This is a genomic window from Mycolicibacterium llatzerense (genome assembly GCF_025331195.1).
GTDB lineage: Bacteria > Actinomycetota > Actinomycetes > Mycobacteriales > Mycobacteriaceae > Mycobacterium > Mycobacterium llatzerense.
In genome coordinates this window covers 2,857,211-2,873,771 of sequence record NZ_LXOV01000001.1, presented here as the reverse complement: position 1 = coordinate 2,873,771, position 16,561 = coordinate 2,857,211, and the positions used below count along the sequence as shown (strand labels likewise).

Below are 16,561 nucleotides of genomic sequence, written 5' to 3'. Positions count from 1 at the left end.
CTTTCAGGCAGAGTGGGTTTCGTGGAGGTGGCCCTGCGCCGGCGCCAGATCACGCTTCAGGAAGTCGAGCTGGTCGGCCAGAGCCCGTTGTTGCCAGGGACCGTCGTAGAAGTCGAGATGGTCGGTGGGGTACTCCCGCAGCTGCGCCCAGTACCCGGCGCGACGGGCTGCCTTGCGCGCCGCGGCCGCCGGCGCGATGCGGTCGTCGGTGCCGGGCTGCACGAGAATCGGACAGTTCAACTTGCCGGCCTTCGTGATCGGGCGGTTGAACGCGACGCCGAGGGCGTGCCGGCCGCGCACCTCGTTGCGCCACGTCGGCCCGGCGACGGGCAGCCAGGCCTCCTCCGAACCCGACGTCGCGATCACCGCGTTCGATCCGGGCTGCCCAACCACCGGCACCATGTGCGCGGGCCGTCCTAGCGCGCTGCCGATCACGTCCCGCAGGGCGTTGACCGTCGAGCGCACCAGGTAGCCGGTCCCGCAGGTACGACGCAGATGCGCCAGCGTGGCGACACCGTCGACTGCCGGATTCATCGAGATGACGGCCGCGATGCGCTGATCGCGAGCTGCGACTGCGATGACGTGACCGCCCGCGTACGACGTGCCCCACAGCACGATGCGGTCCGGGTCCACCCCGGGCAGGTGCCGCGCCGCGGCGATGGCGGCGTGGTAGTCCTGCCGCTGGCGGGGTATCGAAATATCCTGCCGGGGAACACCTTCGGACTCACCGAACCCGCGGTAGTCGAACACCAGAACATCCAGTCCGGCGGCGGCGAAGGGCTCGGCGAAGCTGAGCAGCGCGGTATCCTTGGTGCCACTGAAGCCGTGGGCCATCACCACGCACGGCCGGCCGGACTCACCTGCCAGCACATCGGTGGCGGCGGTCAGATGCCAAGCGGCGCAGCGCACCCCGTGGCTGTAGAAGTAGAGCTGTTTCATGACAATCCTTTACGACGCGAACGCGACAGACTTGACGGACGAGAACCGCAGACCCGGGTCCTCGATGTCGCCGTTGCGCAACCGCTCGGCGTCCATCTCGTACGCGTGCTTGACCAGCCACGAACCGCTGTCGCCGCTGCGGGGGAACTGTTGGATTCCGCGCTGGACGTAGCCCGATGACAGGTCCATCAGCGGGCCGCGCTCCATGTCGGGGTTCTCGACGACGGGGACGACGACGTCGTGGCCGTGGGCATCCATGTGGTCCAGCAGCCGGCAGAAGTGCTCGCAGACCAGGTCAACCTTCAGGGTCCAGGCGATGTTGGTGTACCCCATCGCGAATGCCATGTTTGGCACGTCGGAGATCATCATCGCCTTGTAGACGGTGTGGTCCGGCAGGTTGAGCACCTGATCGTCAACGCTCAGCGCGATTTTGCCGAAGGCCGACATGTTCAAACCCGTTGCGGTGACGATGATGTCGGCTTCCAGCTCCTGCCCGGACTGCAGCAGGATGCCGCGCTCGGTGAATCGCTCGATCTGATCGGTGACAATCGACGCCTTGCCGGCCTTGACCGCTTTGAACAGGTCGCCGTCGGGCACCATGGCGAGGCGCTGCTCCCACGGGTTGTACCGCGGTGTGAAGTGCGTATCGACGTCGAAGCCCTTGGGTAGCTGCCGGGCGACGTTGGCGATCAACAGCTTTCGCATCAGCTTTGGGTATTTCTGGCACAGCTTGAACAACCCACGGCTGGTCGCGATGTTCTTGCGCCGCACGATCGGGAACGCGCGCTCGTGGCCCAGTACCTTGTTGAGGGTGTTGGTGATCGGGTCGGCCGCCGGCACCGACAGCACGTAGCTCGGGGACCGCTGCAGCATGGTGATGTGGCCGGCCTTGTCCGCCATGGACGGAATCAGTGTGACTGCCGTTGCGCCACTGCCGATGACGACGACCTTCTTACCGGCGTAGTCCAGATCCTCGGGCCACAGCTGCGGGTGGATCACCTGTCCGGCAAAGTCCGCCTTGCCGGGGAAGTCCGGGATGAACGGCTTCTCGTAGTCGTAGTACCCGGTGCCCAGGAACAGGAAGCGACCGGTGAACGTCGACGTCTGTCCGCCCTGGGTGGTAGTGACGGTCCACCGTCCGCTGCCGGAGTCGAAGTTCGCGTTCTGCACGCGCTGACCGAAGCGGATGTGCTCGTCGATGCCATTCTCATCGACGGTCTGCTGCAGGTAGTCGAGGATGATGTGGCCGTCGGCGATCGACTTGCGGTGCGTCCACGGCTTGAAGCCGAAGCCGAACGTGGGCATGTCGGAGTCCGAGCGGATGCCGGGGTACTTGTGCAGGCTCCAGGTGCCGCCGATGGCGTCGCGCCCCTCGATGATCAGGAACGACGTGCCCGGGCGGTTCGCCTTCAGGTGATATGCCGCGCCGATGCCGGAGATGCCCGCCCCGATGATCAACACATCGACATCGCGCGTCTCGGACCGCTTCATTGAGGTGGACACTGTGACTCCTGATCGCTTGGAGGTGGTGGTGTGATGGCACTGACGCTATGGACGCCGCGACACACAGCACAGGTGCGACGGCCCAGTACTCGAGCAGTGATATGTGCAGGCGCATACTGCGTTGATGGCCGCTGAGACCCCATCGCCTGAGGTCATCAACCTCATGGGCGACGTCGCCGAACTGATGCTGGCCGAACTCGATGACCTCGTCGCCGAGATGGATGCCGCCGAGGTCGAACTCACGCCCGCCGCCGGGTCCGACGCGGCCGTGCTGGCGGACACCTCGGCCAGCAACCGCGCCAACGCCGCGCGGCTGCTGTCGCTGTACGCCCGCCGCGAGGCCAAGATCGGGACCATCGACATCCCACCCGAGGCCCTCGACATCGCCCGCACGGTGGCGCGGCGAGGGCTGGACCTCGACGTGATCTTCCAGTCCTACCGGCGCGGCCAGAACGTGGCCTGGCGTCGCTACATGGCGCACGCCACGCAGCTCGTACCCTCCGGCCCGCTGCTGTTCGAGCTGCTGGAGGTCGCGTCGCAGCGCATGTTCGAGTACGTCGACCACGTAGTCGGCAGCGTCATCGCCGCGGCGCAACGCGAACGCGAGGAGGTGCTCGGTGGCGCGATCGCCCGCCGCGCCGAGACCATCCGGCTGATTCTCGACGGCGCCGCCATCGACGCGGCGCGCGCCGGCGAACGCCTGGGCTACGACCTGCGCCAGCGCCACACCGCCCTGGTGCTGTGGACGCCACCCCACGGTGACGTGCAGGGTGCGCTCGAGTCGGCGGCGGCCGTGTTGGCACGGGCCGCGGGCACCCGTCCGCCGTTGACGCTGTCCGTCGGGCCGTCGACGTTATGGGCGTGGCTGGGCAGCAGCTCCGAACCGGCCGTCGATGTGCTGCCTGACGCAATCCGTCAGGCCCAGAACCATATTCGCGTCGCCGTGGGTCCGACGCGGCCCGGCATCACCGGCTTCCGCCGCTCCCACGAGGCGGCGCTGTCGATCCAGAGTCTGCTCGCCGGACACAGCGGTGGCGCGCGGGTGGCACTGTTCCGCGACCTCGAAGTCACGGCGCTCGCGGCCCAGAACACCGATCGCGCAGCCGAATTCGTCGCCGCGACGCTGGGCCCCCTTGCCGAGGACACGTCGGCGGCAGCCCGGTTGCGCGACACCCTGCGCGTGTTCCTCGACGAGGCCGAGAACGCGCCGCGCGCAGCCAACCGGCTGCACACCCACCGCAACACCGTCCTGCAGCGCGTGGCCCGAGCGACCGAGCTGCTCGGCTACCAGCCGGGCGAACGGCGCCTGGCCATGGAACTGGCACTGGAACTGGCGCACCAGCTCGGTCCCCGGGTGCTCACCGCGGGTCCGCCCGACGCCTGACGATCACGCCGTCGGCAGCGTCACATCCAGCCGGAACCCGCCGGGTACGTGGGCAGCGGAAACCTCGCCGCCGTGTGCCTCGACGATGCCCCGCACGATGGCCAGGCCGATGCCGGCACCCGACCCACCGTCTTCCGGGGTGCGGGCCGCAGTGCCGCGCCAGCCCATGTCGAACATCCGGCCGAGATCCTGGGACTGCACGCCGGGCCCCTGGTCCAGCACCGTGAGCACAATCCGGTCGCCGTCGAGCCGCTGCGCCGAGACCTCGATCTCGGAATGCTCCGGCGCGTGCCGAATGCTGTTGACCAACAGGTTCGCGACCACCCGCGACAGCTCTCCGGCGTCCGCATGCAGCACCGCGTCGGCCATCCCGGCGTGCGTGATGCGGATGCCGCGGGTGGCCGCGAGAGCCCGCATATCGGACACGACGTCGGAGACGAGGTCCAGAAGCACCACCGGCTCCTTGCTGAGCTTCAGCATGCCGCTCTGAATCTTGGACAACTCGAACAGCCCATCGACCATGCCGTTGACCGAGTCCACCTGATCACGGATCTGGCGGATGTATTCGGCCGGGTCGTCGACCACCCCTTCCTCGAGCGCTTCAGCCATCGCGCGCATCCCGGCCAGGGGCGTCCGCAGATCATGCGAAACCCACGCGACCAGCTGTCGTCGTGACTGATCCAGCTGCTCGACTTCCGCACGGGCAGCGGCAAGTTGCGCCGACGACTGCGCGAGCCGGCTGGACAACTCCGCGAATTCCCGCGAGCTGTCGACGTCCGCTGTGACAACTTCACCGCTGCCGATCTGCTCGGCCGCGAGTTGCAGCCGGGCCAGCGACCGCCGCAGCCGGCGCAGCATGAACCCGGCAGCCAGCGCGGCCAGCGCAGCGGAGACGACGAGCACCGCCAGCAGCACCTGGAGGTCGTGCGACGAGAGGTACATCTCGATGGAGATGGCCACCGTGGACGCGACGATGGCGACGATGGTCGCGCAGATCAGCGCCGCCACCTGTGTGGCGATGGACCCTCGCCGATTGAGCTGCATGACGATGACGGCCGCGCCGGTGGCGACCGACGTGCAGAGCAGTGCCGTCACTGCGATGACGACGAGGTCCGCGGCACCGAGGATCATGACGACCTCCCCGACGGCGTGAACCGGTATCCCGAACCCCATTCGGTGCGCAGGTAGACGGGATCGCGCGGGTCGGCTTCGAGCTTCTCGCGCAACCGGCGGATGTGCACCGTCACCGTCGACGCGTCGCCGGTACTCCACCCCCACACCTCCCGCAGCATCTCGTCGCGGGAGACGACGCGGTCGGGGTTCTTGAGGAGGAAGAGCAGGAGTTCGTACTCGCGTGCGGTCAGCTCGACATCAGCGCTGCCGCAAGTGATCCGGCGCATCGTCGGGTCGATGCGGAACCGGCCGACCACGAAAGGGGCCAACGGCGACTGCTGGGATACCCTGTGCCGCAACAGCTTCGAAATCCGCAGTTGCAGCTCACGCAAAGCGAACGGTTTGGCGAGGTAGTCGTCGGCGCCGAGTTCCAAGCCGTCGATGCGGTGCCCACTGGCACCGAGGGCGGTGAGCATGATCACCGGGACGTCCGAGCGGGTCCGAATCTCGCGCAGCAGGTCGTCGCCCGACAGACCCGGCAGCATGCGGTCGAGGACCAGCACGTCGGGCACCGAACGCTGCACCGCGTCCCGCGCGGTTTCCCCGTCGGCGTACTCGTCGATCCGAAAACCTTTGGCGCGCAGGTACGCCGCCACAGCCGTGCGCACCCGGCGGTCGTCTTCGACCAGCATGACGTGCGCTCCGCCACCGTCATCCGACGTCACGGGCGCATCCATATCGCACCTCTCATGGTGCCGAGCCTAGACAGCCGCGAGCGCGACGGTCCGGTTCTTACGGTTCTGAAATGTTTGTCCAACGCGTCCGGCGCGCTCCCTAACTTCGTGGGCGACGGGGTGATCGGCACCCCGACGCTCGAAGGAGAACCACATGGTCATCAAGCCCATCGCGGCAACAGCAGCTGCGGTGTTCGCCCTGACCCTCACAGCGTGCGGCGCGAACGAGATGAAGTCGGCTGGATCGTCCGGCGCCCCCAGTGCCGCCATGACGTCGGCGTCCGCCATGACCGCGAGCGCCGCCCGGGCAGGCCAGTTCACGGGGCTCAACGGCAAGCACGTCGCGGGCTCGGCGAAGGTGACCGGCGGCAATCTGGAGTTCAGCAACTTCACCTCGGACGAGGGCCCGGACCTGCACGTGTACCTGACGAAGGGCTCCACCGAGTCCGACGTCGCGGCGGGCAAGCAGATCTCGGCCATCAAGTACGACCAGGCAACGCAGTCGTTCCCGCTGACGGGCATCGACACCGCCGGTTACACCACGGTCGTCATCCACTGCGACAAGGCGAAGGCAGTCTTCGGCGCTGCCTCGCTGATGTGATGACCGGTCTGATGACCACCCGCGCACTGACCACGCGTGACCGCGCCGACCTGGCCGCGTCGATACTCTTCGGCGCGGTCCGGGTCGGGCTGGGACTGCTGTGGCTGCACGAGGGATACGTGAAGTTCCGGGCGCACTTCGGGCGCGCGGACATTCTGCTCGTCGTCGACGGCGCGTCGGCCAATTCGCGTGTGCCGGAATACTTCCGGTTCGTGGCCGAGAACCTGCTGCGGCCGACGGCAGATCTCGCCGGCATCGTGACTCCGCTGACCGAGGTGGCAGTGGGCCTGGTCCTGGTCCTCGGCGTGTTCAGCACGCTGTCGGCCGCCGCGTCAGCGGGATTGCTCGCCGTCTACTGGAGTTCGGACCAGCTCATCGCCCAATATCCGATCATGGCACTGCTCAGCGTGGGTGTGCTTGTCGGACAGGGATATTCGAGTCGCTGGACGATCATGACGCTGGTGCGCCGGCAATCGGTTCACAAGGAAGAAAGCTGAGACGAAGGCTGTACTCACCGGGTCAGGAATGCCGCCTTGACTGCCACGTCCACTAACCGTCGGCACGCTTGTTGAGCCGAGTTCGCCGGTAGTGGCGCGCGGCCCGGGCGCGATTCCCGCAGGCTTCTGAGCACCATTCGCGACGCGGGTGCGACTTGACGAAGTACAACACACAACCGGGCGCGTGGCAGGCGCTCAGTTTGACGGCCCCAGGCCCGGTGAGCAGGCCGATCGCCTGATGTCCGAGATCCGCCAAGGAACTTCGGATCGGCGATGCGTGCCGGGCGTTCACACTGTGCAGCTGACCGTCGCGAATCACGAGCTGCGTGCGTGGCAGGTCAGCAAGCAGGCTGTTGACGATACGAACCGCCTCGTCGATCTCTGTGACTGGTGATTGTGCAGCCGGACGCCCGTCCGCCGTGCAGTGAGCCGCCAACCGTCGAAGGCCGTCACGGAGCCGCAGGGCGCCGGTGAACTCGTCTTGGGTTGCCCTCCCCAGATCGGTGCGTTCGCAATTGGTAACGGCGGCAAGCCAATCACGCAACGCCATCGCGTCGGTCAGTTCGTCGTGGACGCCATGCGTGTCGGCCCAGATCGTGTTCATATACCGCACCGGCGCCGGCTCGTCCGGCAACAGCCACGCGGGATCCTTCATCGACACCTTGTCAATTTATCACGGCATATGCAGGTTGCTTCCGTTAGAACTGCGTGATAGATCTTCTAACGGTTGATGGCCACTTGTCCCATTAGCCTGTGTGTCGACGAAAGGATTTCCCATGACGAATTTCGCCCCCATCGAGCCCGAGACCGCGACCGGCGAAGTGGCCGATCTACTGGCTCAGGTGCAGAAGTCACTCGGGCTGGTACCGAATATGACGAAAGTCATGGCCAACAGCCCCACCCTGCTGCGCAGCTACCTCGCACTGTCCGGGGAGGCCGGCAAAGGCGTGCTCAAGCCGGCAGTTCGCGAGCGCCTGGCGATCGCCACCGCACAGCTCAACGGCTGCGAATACTGCCTGTCGGCTCACACCTACATCGGTGCCAACATCGCCAAGGTTGACGCCGGCGAACTCGGCAGCGCCCGTGCCGCCGAGTCCAGCGACGCGCATGTCGCCGCATTGCTCAAACTGTCCAACGCGATCGCCGGCAACGGCGGCAAGGTCGACGACGGAGAGTTGCAGGCGGCACGCGATGCCGGAGTCTCCGATGAAGAAATCGGTGAGGTGGTGGTGAACTTGGCCCTTAACACCTTGACCAACTACTTCAATGTGTTGGCGCACGTCGACAATGACTGGCCCGCCGTGACGCTGTAGGCCACGAATCCACACTGGCCCACCACCGGCCCGCCGCCGCGGAATTCTCAGCGGCGGGCCGGCCGCCCCCACCAGTCGCCTACTTTCTCCGATTCTGAGCAAGACATTTCATCGAATAGTTCTGAGGCTCACAGCTTGCCGGTGCGCAGGTCCTGGCTGCTCTTCAGGACGGCCGAGTCCAGACTCCAGTTTTCCGGCTGGACCCGCTCCCACAGGCTGCCCTTCCCGGTCGCTCTGCCGACTTCGTCCTCACGCCTGAACCACTGCTCGGCGGTGCGAATCCGGTTCGGGTGGATTTCGTCCAGCAGCGCGTAGTTCCGTTCGATGACGCCGTCTTTCCACAGATTCCAGAAACCGGTGAAGTTGGCTCGAAATGTCATGGTGCTCGGGTCATTCGGGTCCGCGTTGTATCCAGCCGGGCTGTCGGCGACGCCACTGAGCGGTCCCCGCCAGTACGCGTCCATGTCGGTGTCGACATAGCGGGCGCGATGTCCGGTAACGGTCTCGAATGCCCGCGCAAGTTCGCGATACGGGATGTGGTCGATGGCCACTTCGAGGTCCATGCCATTGGACCGGTCGGTGTTGTCGAAGAGCCATCGGACGTAGTAGCCGCAATCCTCGAGTGCGACATGGGGCACCGCACCGTCGCCGAGTGGCACCCGCCAGGTGACCACGCCGTCTTCGACGCTGGGCGCCATGGGGGTCAGGGGCGAGATCGTCATTTCGATGTACGGGCCCGAGGTGAAGATGGCGGCGCCCATCCGATCCGAATTCGCCTGATTCTGCAGCAGGATCCATTCGGCGATGCGCCCTTTGCCGTCGTAGTGACCGGCGCGGTACCTCGAGTCGAAGCCGGCCTTCTTCAGCGCGTAGTCGAGGTTCCCGTACACGAAGAATTTGACGCCTTCCTCGATGGCGATCTCGTAGGCGCGGATGGCCCAGTACATCTCGGTCTTCTCGCCTGCGTTGAATCCATCGATGTTGACGAACGCGCCGTCGCATTCGCGGAAGCCTTCTCGCAGCGCCGCTTCGTCAGTGAACGTGCCTTCGAGCGCCGAGACGTTTCCCAGTTCGAGCAATGATTTGGCCCGCGCACTCGTGGCGTCACGAGTGAGAAATCGTACGGAGTACTTCCCGTCGGCGACGAGGGCGCGGGCAACCGGGATGCCCTGTGCCCCTGTCGCTCCGATCATGAAGATCTTCGAAGTGGGATGTGTGGACATTGCGACTCCTTTACAATAGTGTATATACAACATTGGAACATCGAGATCGGCGCCCGTGGACCGATTGCGCTAGTCGCCGAGCGGCAGGCCGACGTTGGTCGCGAGGGATCGGACCGCCTTGACGCCGCCCGTCCCCAGCAGTTCGGCAGCTTCTTGTTGTGCCCGTTGCCATTCCGGCATCACGTCATCGACCTTCTCGAAGCCCGATGAGGTCAGCGCGACCTCTCGCACCCCCTTGGCGTTCGCAGAGACCGCCTCCACCCAGCCGTGCTTGATCAACAGACTCAGGTTTCGACTGACGGTCGACCGTTCCAGCTGCAACACCTCGCCGATACGCGCCGGCGAGCTGGGGCCCATCTTCCCCAACGCAGCCATGAGGTTGATCTGGGCGATGCTGACACCATGATACTCAAGCGCGTGGTCGTAGAGACTCGTCACCGCTCGGCCGAGTAGCCGGACACGAACCGCCAGGCAGTTGGCGGCAATCTCGTCGACAGCGGAATGGACCATGTCACCATTGTTGCATATACATCATTGAGCGAGCAACGGGCGGCCGTCGAACCGGGTAACCGAAACGGCCATCACGAACTTGACGGGCGTCAACCGGGTGCTACGTTCACTGGACCGCACCGCCCGACAGGTATCGACAGGAGGACCGTGCAGGCACCGTCAGCATTCCGGTGGCCGGAGGCACGCGAGGCCGGGCCACACGCCCGAATCCGCAACGCACTCAAGCGAATCACCCGCTTCGACCTGTTGCCTGACGACGAGATCGTCGACGGCTACGCGCGCCTGCTCACCACCGGCGACCCGGTCGCCGAGCGGTTCGTCGACGAGACCTTCCTCGGCGATCTCGGGCCGCAGGAGTCCCGCGCGCTGCTGAACAAGGCGCTCGACCTCGGCATCGATCAGGTGCCGGAGGCTCCGGAATCCATGCGGCAACTATTCGCCGAATTCGAGGTGGTCCCCGATTGGGTGGACCCGGAACTCATCGAGCAGGGCGCGGCGGTGTGGCGCCGCTGGGGCTACACCCTGGGCGCCGTCGGCAATGCAGGCACCCTCGACACCTATACCGAGGGCTCGCTGGCCGTGCCGCTGTCACTCTCGGGCGGCTACGCAGGCGCGTCGGCGCTGAACCGCTACCTGGAGACCACCCGCTGGTGGATCGAGGTGTGCCGACCCGGTGCGGCGCTGACCCCCGGCTCACTGGGCCGACGCATCTCGATGCAGGTCCGGGTGATGCACGTCAGCGTCCGCCTCCGGGTAGCGGAAAACGCCGAATGGGACAGCGCCCGTTGGGGACTGCCGATCAGCCAGGCCGAGATGATGCTGACCCTGCTCGGCGGCAGCGTCGGCCCCGCGCTGGGTCTGTACTCGCTGGGCTACCTCACGTCGCCGCAGGAAATCCGCGCGGCCATGCATTTCAACCGCTACCTCGGCCACCTGGTCGGGGTGCAGTCCGAGGTGTTCCCCAAGACCGTCGCCGACGGTGTGCGGATGCTGTATCTGTTCGACGCCACCCGGTCGCATGACTCCGGCGCGGCCGGTACTGAACTGGTGGAGTCGTTCGTCCCGTCCTTCGCACCGCGCCAGGACCAGACCGGGCTGCAGCGGTGGCGCGCCAAACTGCATCTGCACATCCAGTCCGGCTACACCCGACTGTTCATGCTGCCCTGGAACCGCAAGCAATTCCGACTGCCGTCGCCCTGGCTGGGGTTGGCGCTGCTACTGGCCCGCGCGCCGTTCATCACCGTGCTGGAGATCGCCCGTCGGGTCAGCCCGGCAGTCGATGCGGCCTGGCAACGACGCTCGGTGGACGCCTGGGAGCGCTGGCAACGCTGGGCCTCAGAACACAAGCCCGAGCAGTTCATCGCCACGAATCCGCTGCGGCGCTGAGCACCTACCGGCGTCGGGTCAACCGCGAAAGACCAAGCCCACCAAGCAGGCCCACGGCCGCACCAAGAGCAGCGCTCGCGACTACATTGTCCGCGCCTTCACGCTCGCGATAACGGGTGACGATCGTGGTCGGTCCCGGCGGCGCCACGGGGACCAGCGCCATGGTCTCCGGCGCCGTCGCCGCCCACGCCGTCGAGAACAGGATCAGCCGCGCAGTGATGTAGGCGAACACCATCAGACCCAGCACCGGACCGAACGTCGCGCCCGCCGGCCCGTGCATGACGGTCCGCAGATAGATCGACGCGACCTGTTTGAAGAGTTCGAAGCCCACCGCGGCGATCAGGGCGGCGCGGGCCGAGCTGCGGAAGCTGACCTTCTCGCGGGGCAGCCGGGCGATGATCCAGGTGAACATCAACCACGCCACGAGGAACGACACCGCCAACGACGCCACCCGCAGCAGCACGCCGAGGCCCGGCACATGCCCGACGCCGAACCAGTGCAGGACCGTCGTCATCAACCCGGTATCGCCCACAGCGGTCAGACCGATGGTGAGGACGATCGCCACGAACGCCGAGACCAACGCCAGTAGGTCCGACAGCTTGGTGCCCACCCAGCCGTCAGGTTCGCTCTGCTGCTCCCACATCTCGGTGAGCGCCTTACGCAGATTGGCCATCCAGCCCAGACCGGCCCAGGCCGCGGTCGCCAGACCGATGACACCGACCGAGGTGCGCGATTTCACCGCGGAATCCATCAACCCGACCAGCTGATTGCCGAAGTCACCGGCGACCGCTGACCGGATGTGCACCTCCAGCTCGGCCAGCAGGTCGGGGCGTGAGGCCAGCACGAAGCCACCCGCCGCAAAACCGACCATGAGCAGCGGGAACAGCGCGAACACCGTGAAGTAGGTGATGCCGGCGGCATAGAAGTCGCCGTTGCAGTCCTGGTAGCGGTCCTGGGCCCGCATGATCCGGTCCAGCCACGGATGCCGCTGGCGCAGTCGGTCGAGCAGGCCCGGCTGGTCCGAGTCGGTCATTTCTGGCAAACCCCCTTGTTTGCCGGAAAGCCTAGTGCGCGACGCCGCGGGTGTCCTGGCGCGGCGTCCGCAACGTCAGCGCAGCCGCGGCAGGAAGCCCAGGCGGTCGTTGACGCGCTGCAGCGTCTTGAACGCCACCTGCTCGGCGCGGTCGGCGCCGGCGGCCAGCACCGACTCCAGTTCGGCCGGGTCGGCCAGCAGCTCGTCGACCCGGTTCTTGATCGGGGTGACGTACTCGACGACGGCTTCTGCGGTTTCCTTCTTCAGGTCACCGTAGCCGCGCCCCTCGTACCCGGCCACCAGCGCGTCGATGGCGGTGCCGGTGACCGCCGACTGGATGGTCAGCAGGTTGGAGATACCCGGCTTGGCCTCGGTGTCGAATCGGATCTCGCGCTCGCTGTCGGTCACGGCCGAGCGAATCTTCTTGGCGCTCTTGGCCGGATCGTCGAGCAGGTTGATCAGCCCGGCGTCGGTGGCCGCCGATTTGCTCATCTTCGCGGTCGGGTCCTGCAGGTCGTAGATCTTGGCAGTGGCCTTGGGGATCATGGCCTCGGGCACCACGAAGGTGTCGGGGAAGCGCGCGTTGAACCGCTGGGCGAGGTCGCGGGCCAGTTCCAGGTGCTGACGCTGGTCCTCACCGACGGGCACCAGGTCGGTGTCGTAGAGCAGGATGTCGGCGGCCATGAGCACCGGATAGGTGAACAGGCCGATCGTGGTGGCGTCGGCGCCCTGCTTCTGCGACTTGTCCTTGAACTGCGTCATGCGCGACGCCTGACCGAAGCCGGTGAAGCAGCCCAGCAACCAGGCCAGCTGAGTGTGTTCGGCGACGTGGCTCTGCACGAACACCGTGCTGCGGGCGGGGTCGATGCCGAGCGCCAGGTACTGCGCCGCGGTCACCAGCGTCCGGCGACGCAGCGTCTCGGGGTCCTGAGGGACGGTGATGGCATGCAGGTCGACGACACAGAAGAACGCGTCGTAGCCGTCCTGCAGGTGGGCCCAGTTCTGCACCGCGCCCAGGGCGTTGCCCAGGTGAAGCGAGTCGGAGGTGGGCTGTGCCCCGGAAAAGACGACGCGCTTGTCCGCGCCTGCACCGCTGTTGCTCATGATGGCTTCGATTTTCGCACTGCTGTCATCCGCTTTTGTCCTGGGCTGGTCGTGGCGCCGGCGGAGCCGGGCCGATCAGGCCCGCGCGACGAAGCGGAACCGGTCGCCGCGGTACACCGAGCGGGTCCATTCCACGACCTGCCCCGACTTGTCACGACTGGTCCGGTGGACCAGCAGCAAGGGTTGCCCGGTCGCGATCTGCAGCAGCTCGGCCTGATCCGGCGTCGCCATCGCGGTCTCGACGGTGTCCTCCACCGAGTGCACACCACGGCCGTAGCAGTCCCGCAGCGCCGTGTAGAGCGAGCCCGTCTCGGCCAGCCGCGTCTCCAGCCGCGGCAGCGCACCGGGTAGGTGGGCCGCCTCGATCGCCAGCGGTTCGCCGTCGACCAGACGCAACCGGGTCAGGAGCCGGATCCGCTCCCCCTCCGCAATCTCCAGATGTTCGGCGACGACCTTGTCCGCTCGCACCTGCTCGAGCCCCAGAATCTGCGAAGAAGCCTGCATCCCTTCGGCTTTCAGATCGTCGGTGAGTGACGACAACTGCCGCACGTGGACGACCTTGGGTGGCGCGACGTAATTCCCGCTGCCCTGCGTGCGGCGCAGCACCCCCTCGCCGGCCAGCTCGGCCAGCGCCTTGCGCAACGTGGTCCGGGACGTGCCGAGTTGTTCGGCGAGCTGACGCTCGGGCGGCAGCGACATCCCCCGGTCGAGTTCGGCGATCAGGTCCGCGAGAGCCAACTTGACCTGGAAGTACCGCGGCGCAGCGGTGGTCGGGGCAGCTGCTTCAGACATCGGTTCGATTCACCTCTTGACGGCCTTATTGGTATATGCCAATCTAGCATCTACCAAATTGGTATAGACCAATTTCCACTCCGGCGATAGGACTCCGCGCGTGAGCACTACCGAGACTCGAAAAACGTCGAAGCTGGGCCTACTCGTGGGGGTCGCCGCGGCGAGCGTCGGCGTCATCTACGGCTACGACCTGTCCAACATCGCCGGCGCGATGCTGTTCATCCCCAGGGAATTCGATCTCGACACCGCGGGCGTCCAATGGATCACCACCATGGTGGTCATCGGCGAGATCGCCGGCGCCATCGTCGGCGGCTGGCTGGCCAACAAGATCGGCCGCAAGAAGTCGATGGTGCTGGTCGCCACCACCTACGCCGCGTTCGCGTTGATGTGTGCGTTGTCGGTATCGGTGCCGATGCTGATGACGGCCCGCCTGCTACTCGGCCTGACGATCGGTATCTCGGTCGTCGTGGTGCCGGTGTTCGTCGCCGAATCAGCGCCCGCGAGCATTCGCGGATCACTGCTGGTGGCCTATCAGGTGGCCACGGTCATCGGCATCATCATCGGCTACCTCGCCGCCTACTCCCTGGCCGACTCCGGGAGCTGGCGCTGGATGCTCGGTCTGGCTTCGGTGCCGGCCCTGGTGGTGGCCGTGGTCCTGCTGCGCATGCCGGACACCGCCCGCTGGTACATGCTCAAAGGCCGGGTCGACGAAGCGCGTCGCACCCTGGCGATGGTCGATCCAGACGCCGATATCGACGCCGAAATCGACGAGATCGGCCGGGCACTGCACGAAGAACGCGGTGGCACCTTCCGCGAGATGCTGCGACCGCCGTACCTGCGGGCCACGCTGTTCGTCGTCGTCCTCGGCTTCTTCATCCAGATCACCGGCATCAACGCCATCGTCTACTACAGCCCGAAACTGTTCGAGGCCATGGGTTTCCACGGCAACTTCGCCCTGCTGATCCTGCCCGCCCTGGTCCAGGTCGCCGCCCTGATCGCGGTATTCGTGTCGCTGGTTCTGGTCGACCGCGTCGGCCGGCGACCGATCCTGCTCGGCGGCATCGGCATGATGATCGCCGCCAACGCGCTGCTCATCGGGGTGTTCCTGGCCGGATCGAACTTCGGTGGCGCGCTCACGGCGCTCGGCTTCATCGGCGTGCTGCTGTTCACCGTCGGCTTCACCTTCGGGTTCGGCGCGCTGGTCTGGGTGTACGCCGGGGAGAGCTTTCCGTCGCAGCTGCGGTCGATGGGGTCCAGCGCCATGCTGACCTCCGACCTGGTGGGCAACGCGATCGTCGCCGGCTTCTTCCTGACCATGCTCCAAACCCTCGGCGGCTCCGGCACATTCATGGTGTTCGGTGTGCTCGCCCTGCTCGCCTTCGTCTTCGTGTACCGCTTCGCCCCGGAGACCAAGGGCCGTCAGCTCGAGGAGATCCGGCACTTCTGGGAGAACGGCGGCACCTGGCCGTCCGAGCAGGCTGACGCGGAAGCTGCCCGATGACCGGCTGCGCCGTTCTTGGACTCGACATCGGCGGTTCCAAGACCCAGGCGGTCCGGGTGGAGAACGGCACCGTCGTCGCCGAGGCCCTGGCCGGCAGCGCGAACATCTCGTCGGTCGGCGCCGACGAGGCCGGACGCCAGCTGGACGTTATCCTGGACCGGTTGGGCACCAAGGGAATCCAGGCGGTGTGCGCGGGAGCGGCGGGGGTCGAGACCCCCGCCGGCGAAGCCCGGCTGCGCGACCTGCTGGCGCAGCGGCTGCGCTGCGCCCGCATCCGGGTGGTGCACGACAGTCAACTCATCCTCGCCGCGGCCGGGGTCCGCGACGGTATCGCCGTCATCTCCGGCACCGGATCTGTCGCCTTCGGCCGCCGAGGTGAGCAACAGAGCCGCGCCGGCGGCTGGGGCTACCTGCTCGGCGACGAAGGCAGCGGCTACTGGGTGGCGCGGGAAGCGGTGCGGCGCACCATGGCTCGGATCGATCGCGGCGCACCGGCCGACCGGCTGGGCCAGCAGTTGGCGGCCGACTGCGGGTTGCAGTTCCCGGGCCAGCTGCTCGACCACTTCTACGACCAACCCGACCGGCGCTACTGGGCCGGCCGGGCTCGCGTCGTCTTCGAACTGGCCGGCGGTGGTGATGCGGTGAGCCGTCAGATCGTCGACGCAGCCGGAGCCGCCTTGGCCGAACTGGCCGTTGCCGTCGGCACCCGGCTGGATTTCACCGGGCCGGTGGTGCTCGCCGGCGGCTTGGCGGTCCACCAACCGGCCCTGCAGAAAGTGGTGCGGCAGCGCCTCACCGAGCAGCAGTTCACCGATGTGCGGGTCCTGGCCGTCGACCCGGTGCGCGGCGCCGTCGAACTCGCCCAACGACTATTACTGGATTGTGACCCCGACAAGGAGAAGAAGTGAGCCCCGATCAAACGTCCCAC

General features: G+C 66.7%; 17 protein-coding genes. 7 read left to right on the top strand and 10 right to left on the bottom strand.

The features are described 5' to 3' along the window. Positions 1-3: 3 nt before the first annotated feature. Positions 4-939: an alpha/beta hydrolase gene (locus A7G45_RS14165; protein ID WP_071285957.1), complete on the bottom strand. Its 936-nt coding sequence runs from the start codon at positions 937-939 to the stop codon at positions 4-6. Positions 940-948: 9 nt separating this feature from the next. Next, positions 949-2,430: a flavin-containing monooxygenase gene (locus tag A7G45_RS14160; protein ID WP_071285958.1), complete on the bottom strand. Its 1,482-nt coding sequence runs from the start codon at positions 2,428-2,430 to the stop codon at positions 949-951. A 136-nt stretch (positions 2,431-2,566) separates the two neighbouring features. Here A7G45_RS14160 and A7G45_RS14155 point away from each other — a divergent pair, with 136 nt between their 5' ends. Continuing rightward, on the top strand, positions 2,567-3,826 hold the full coding sequence (locus tag A7G45_RS14155) for a PucR family transcriptional regulator (RefSeq protein WP_260937777.1): 1,260 nt from the start codon (positions 2,567-2,569) through the stop codon (positions 3,824-3,826). A gap of 3 nt (positions 3,827-3,829) precedes the next feature. Here the strand turns inward: A7G45_RS14155 and A7G45_RS14150 are convergent, their stop codons facing one another. Together A7G45_RS14150 and A7G45_RS14145 are read right to left on the bottom strand one after the other, a co-directional pair. After that, positions 3,830-4,957 carry a sensor histidine kinase gene (locus tag A7G45_RS14150; protein ID WP_083420389.1) on the bottom strand — a complete coding sequence of 376 codons (1,128 nt, stop codon included), beginning with the start codon at positions 4,955-4,957 and terminating at the stop codon, positions 3,830-3,832. Then, positions 4,954-5,676 (bottom strand): response regulator transcription factor, encoded by a 723-nt coding sequence (locus A7G45_RS14145; RefSeq protein ID WP_071287224.1) that lies wholly within the window; start codon positions 5,674-5,676, stop codon positions 4,954-4,956. Before A7G45_RS14145 ends, A7G45_RS14150 begins: the two co-directional genes overlap by 4 nt. Positions 5,677-5,827: 151 nt before the next feature. On the opposite strand from A7G45_RS14145, the gene A7G45_RS14140 reads away from it, so the two are divergent. Together A7G45_RS14140 and A7G45_RS14135 are read left to right on the top strand one after the other, a co-directional pair. Beyond that, positions 5,828-6,274 (top strand): DM13 domain-containing protein, encoded by a 447-nt coding sequence (locus A7G45_RS14140; protein WP_071287223.1) that lies wholly within the window; start codon positions 5,828-5,830, stop codon positions 6,272-6,274. Continuing rightward, positions 6,274-6,771 carry a DoxX family membrane protein gene (locus A7G45_RS14135; RefSeq protein WP_083420387.1) on the top strand — a complete coding sequence of 166 codons (498 nt, stop codon included), beginning with the start codon at positions 6,274-6,276 and terminating at the stop codon, positions 6,769-6,771. The genes A7G45_RS14140 and A7G45_RS14135 overlap by 1 nt, the downstream gene beginning before the upstream one ends. 52 nt (positions 6,772-6,823) lie before the next feature. On the opposite strand, the gene A7G45_RS14130 is transcribed toward A7G45_RS14135, so the two are convergent. Then, positions 6,824-7,426 (bottom strand): CGNR zinc finger domain-containing protein, encoded by a 603-nt coding sequence (locus A7G45_RS14130; RefSeq protein ID WP_071287232.1) that lies wholly within the window; start codon positions 7,424-7,426, stop codon positions 6,824-6,826. A gap of 121 nt (positions 7,427-7,547) precedes the next feature. Here A7G45_RS14130 and A7G45_RS14125 point away from each other — a divergent pair, with 121 nt between their 5' ends. After that, positions 7,548-8,084, top strand: coding sequence for a carboxymuconolactone decarboxylase family protein (locus A7G45_RS14125; protein WP_071287222.1), 537 nt, complete (start codon positions 7,548-7,550; stop codon positions 8,082-8,084). Positions 8,085-8,212: 128 nt separating this feature from the next. Here A7G45_RS14125 and A7G45_RS14120 read toward each other — a convergent pair whose 3' ends face one another. Together A7G45_RS14120 and A7G45_RS14115 are read right to left on the bottom strand one after the other, a co-directional pair. Next, on the bottom strand, positions 8,213-9,307 hold the full coding sequence (locus tag A7G45_RS14120) for an NmrA family NAD(P)-binding protein (protein ID WP_071287221.1): 1,095 nt from the start codon (positions 9,305-9,307) through the stop codon (positions 8,213-8,215). A gap of 69 nt (positions 9,308-9,376) precedes the next feature. Further along, the gene (locus A7G45_RS14115) at positions 9,377-9,817 is read right to left on the bottom strand and encodes a MarR family winged helix-turn-helix transcriptional regulator (RefSeq protein WP_071287220.1); all 441 of its coding nucleotides are present in this window, start codon (positions 9,815-9,817) and stop codon (positions 9,377-9,379) included. A gap of 147 nt (positions 9,818-9,964) precedes the next feature. Between A7G45_RS14115 and A7G45_RS14110 the strand changes: the two genes are divergently transcribed. Then, positions 9,965-11,203, top strand: coding sequence for an oxygenase MpaB family protein (locus A7G45_RS14110; RefSeq protein WP_260937766.1), 1,239 nt, complete (start codon positions 9,965-9,967; stop codon positions 11,201-11,203). Between the two features lie 4 nt (positions 11,204-11,207). Here A7G45_RS14110 and yhjD read toward each other — a convergent pair whose 3' ends face one another. The 3 genes from yhjD to A7G45_RS14095 all read right to left on the bottom strand — a co-directional run bounded on the left by yhjD (position 11,208) and on the right by A7G45_RS14095 (position 14,132). Beyond that, positions 11,208-12,236 (bottom strand): inner membrane protein YhjD, encoded by a 1,029-nt coding sequence (yhjD, locus tag A7G45_RS14105; RefSeq protein ID WP_260937764.1) that lies wholly within the window; start codon positions 12,234-12,236, stop codon positions 11,208-11,210. Between the two features lie 75 nt (positions 12,237-12,311). Then, a complete protein-coding gene (trpS, locus tag A7G45_RS14100; RefSeq protein WP_260937763.1) occupies positions 12,312-13,340 on the bottom strand; it encodes a tryptophan--tRNA ligase in 1,029 nt (342 codons plus the stop codon). Positions 13,341-13,415: 75 nt separating this feature from the next. Beyond that, on the bottom strand, positions 13,416-14,132 hold the full coding sequence (locus A7G45_RS14095; protein ID WP_260937761.1) for a GntR family transcriptional regulator: 717 nt from the start codon (positions 14,130-14,132) through the stop codon (positions 13,416-13,418). A 100-nt stretch (positions 14,133-14,232) separates the two neighbouring features. On the opposite strand from A7G45_RS14095, the gene A7G45_RS14090 reads away from it, so the two are divergent. Together A7G45_RS14090 and A7G45_RS14085 are read left to right on the top strand one after the other, a co-directional pair. Continuing rightward, positions 14,233-15,633, top strand: a complete 1,401-nt coding sequence (locus tag A7G45_RS14090; RefSeq protein ID WP_260937759.1) for a sugar porter family MFS transporter — start codon at positions 14,233-14,235, stop codon at positions 15,631-15,633. Next, positions 15,630-16,541, top strand: a complete 912-nt coding sequence (locus A7G45_RS14085; protein WP_260937757.1) for an N-acetylglucosamine kinase — start codon at positions 15,630-15,632, stop codon at positions 16,539-16,541. Before A7G45_RS14090 ends, A7G45_RS14085 begins: the two co-directional genes overlap by 4 nt. Positions 16,542-16,561: the final 20 nt, after the last annotated feature.

What these genes read in the sequence shown, in the direction of transcription:
- A7G45_RS14165 (WP_071285957.1), bottom strand. Translation starts at nt 939, where the DNA reads ATGAAACAGCTCTACTTCTACAGCCACGGGGTGCGCTGCGCCGCTTGG.
- A7G45_RS14160 (WP_071285958.1), bottom strand. Translation starts at nt 2,430, where the DNA reads ATGAAGCGGTCCGAGACGCGCGATGTCGATGTGTTGATCATCGGGGCG.
- A7G45_RS14155 (WP_260937777.1), top strand. Translation starts at nt 2,567, where the DNA reads ATGGCCGCTGAGACCCCATCGCCTGAGGTCATCAACCTCATGGGCGAC.
- A7G45_RS14150 (WP_083420389.1), bottom strand. Translation starts at nt 4,957, where the DNA reads ATGATCCTCGGTGCCGCGGACCTCGTCGTCATCGCAGTGACGGCACTG.
- A7G45_RS14145 (WP_071287224.1), bottom strand. Translation starts at nt 5,676, where the DNA reads ATGGATGCGCCCGTGACGTCGGATGACGGTGGCGGAGCGCACGTCATG.
- A7G45_RS14140 (WP_071287223.1), top strand. Translation starts at nt 5,828, where the DNA reads ATGGTCATCAAGCCCATCGCGGCAACAGCAGCTGCGGTGTTCGCCCTG.
- A7G45_RS14135 (WP_083420387.1), top strand. Translation starts at nt 6,274, where the DNA reads ATGACCGGTCTGATGACCACCCGCGCACTGACCACGCGTGACCGCGCC.
- A7G45_RS14130 (WP_071287232.1), bottom strand. Translation starts at nt 7,426, where the DNA reads ATGAAGGATCCCGCGTGGCTGTTGCCGGACGAGCCGGCGCCGGTGCGG.
- A7G45_RS14125 (WP_071287222.1), top strand. Translation starts at nt 7,548, where the DNA reads ATGACGAATTTCGCCCCCATCGAGCCCGAGACCGCGACCGGCGAAGTG.
- A7G45_RS14120 (WP_071287221.1), bottom strand. Translation starts at nt 9,307, where the DNA reads ATGTCCACACATCCCACTTCGAAGATCTTCATGATCGGAGCGACAGGG.
- A7G45_RS14115 (WP_071287220.1), bottom strand. Translation starts at nt 9,817, where the DNA reads ATGGTCCATTCCGCTGTCGACGAGATTGCCGCCAACTGCCTGGCGGTT.
- yhjD (WP_260937764.1), bottom strand. Translation starts at nt 12,236, where the DNA reads ATGACCGACTCGGACCAGCCGGGCCTGCTCGACCGACTGCGCCAGCGG.
- trpS (WP_260937763.1), bottom strand. Translation starts at nt 13,340, where the DNA reads ATGAGCAACAGCGGTGCAGGCGCGGACAAGCGCGTCGTCTTTTCCGGG.
- A7G45_RS14095 (WP_260937761.1), bottom strand. Translation starts at nt 14,132, where the DNA reads ATGTCTGAAGCAGCTGCCCCGACCACCGCTGCGCCGCGGTACTTCCAG.
- A7G45_RS14085 (WP_260937757.1), top strand. Translation starts at nt 15,630, where the DNA reads ATGACCGGCTGCGCCGTTCTTGGACTCGACATCGGCGGTTCCAAGACC.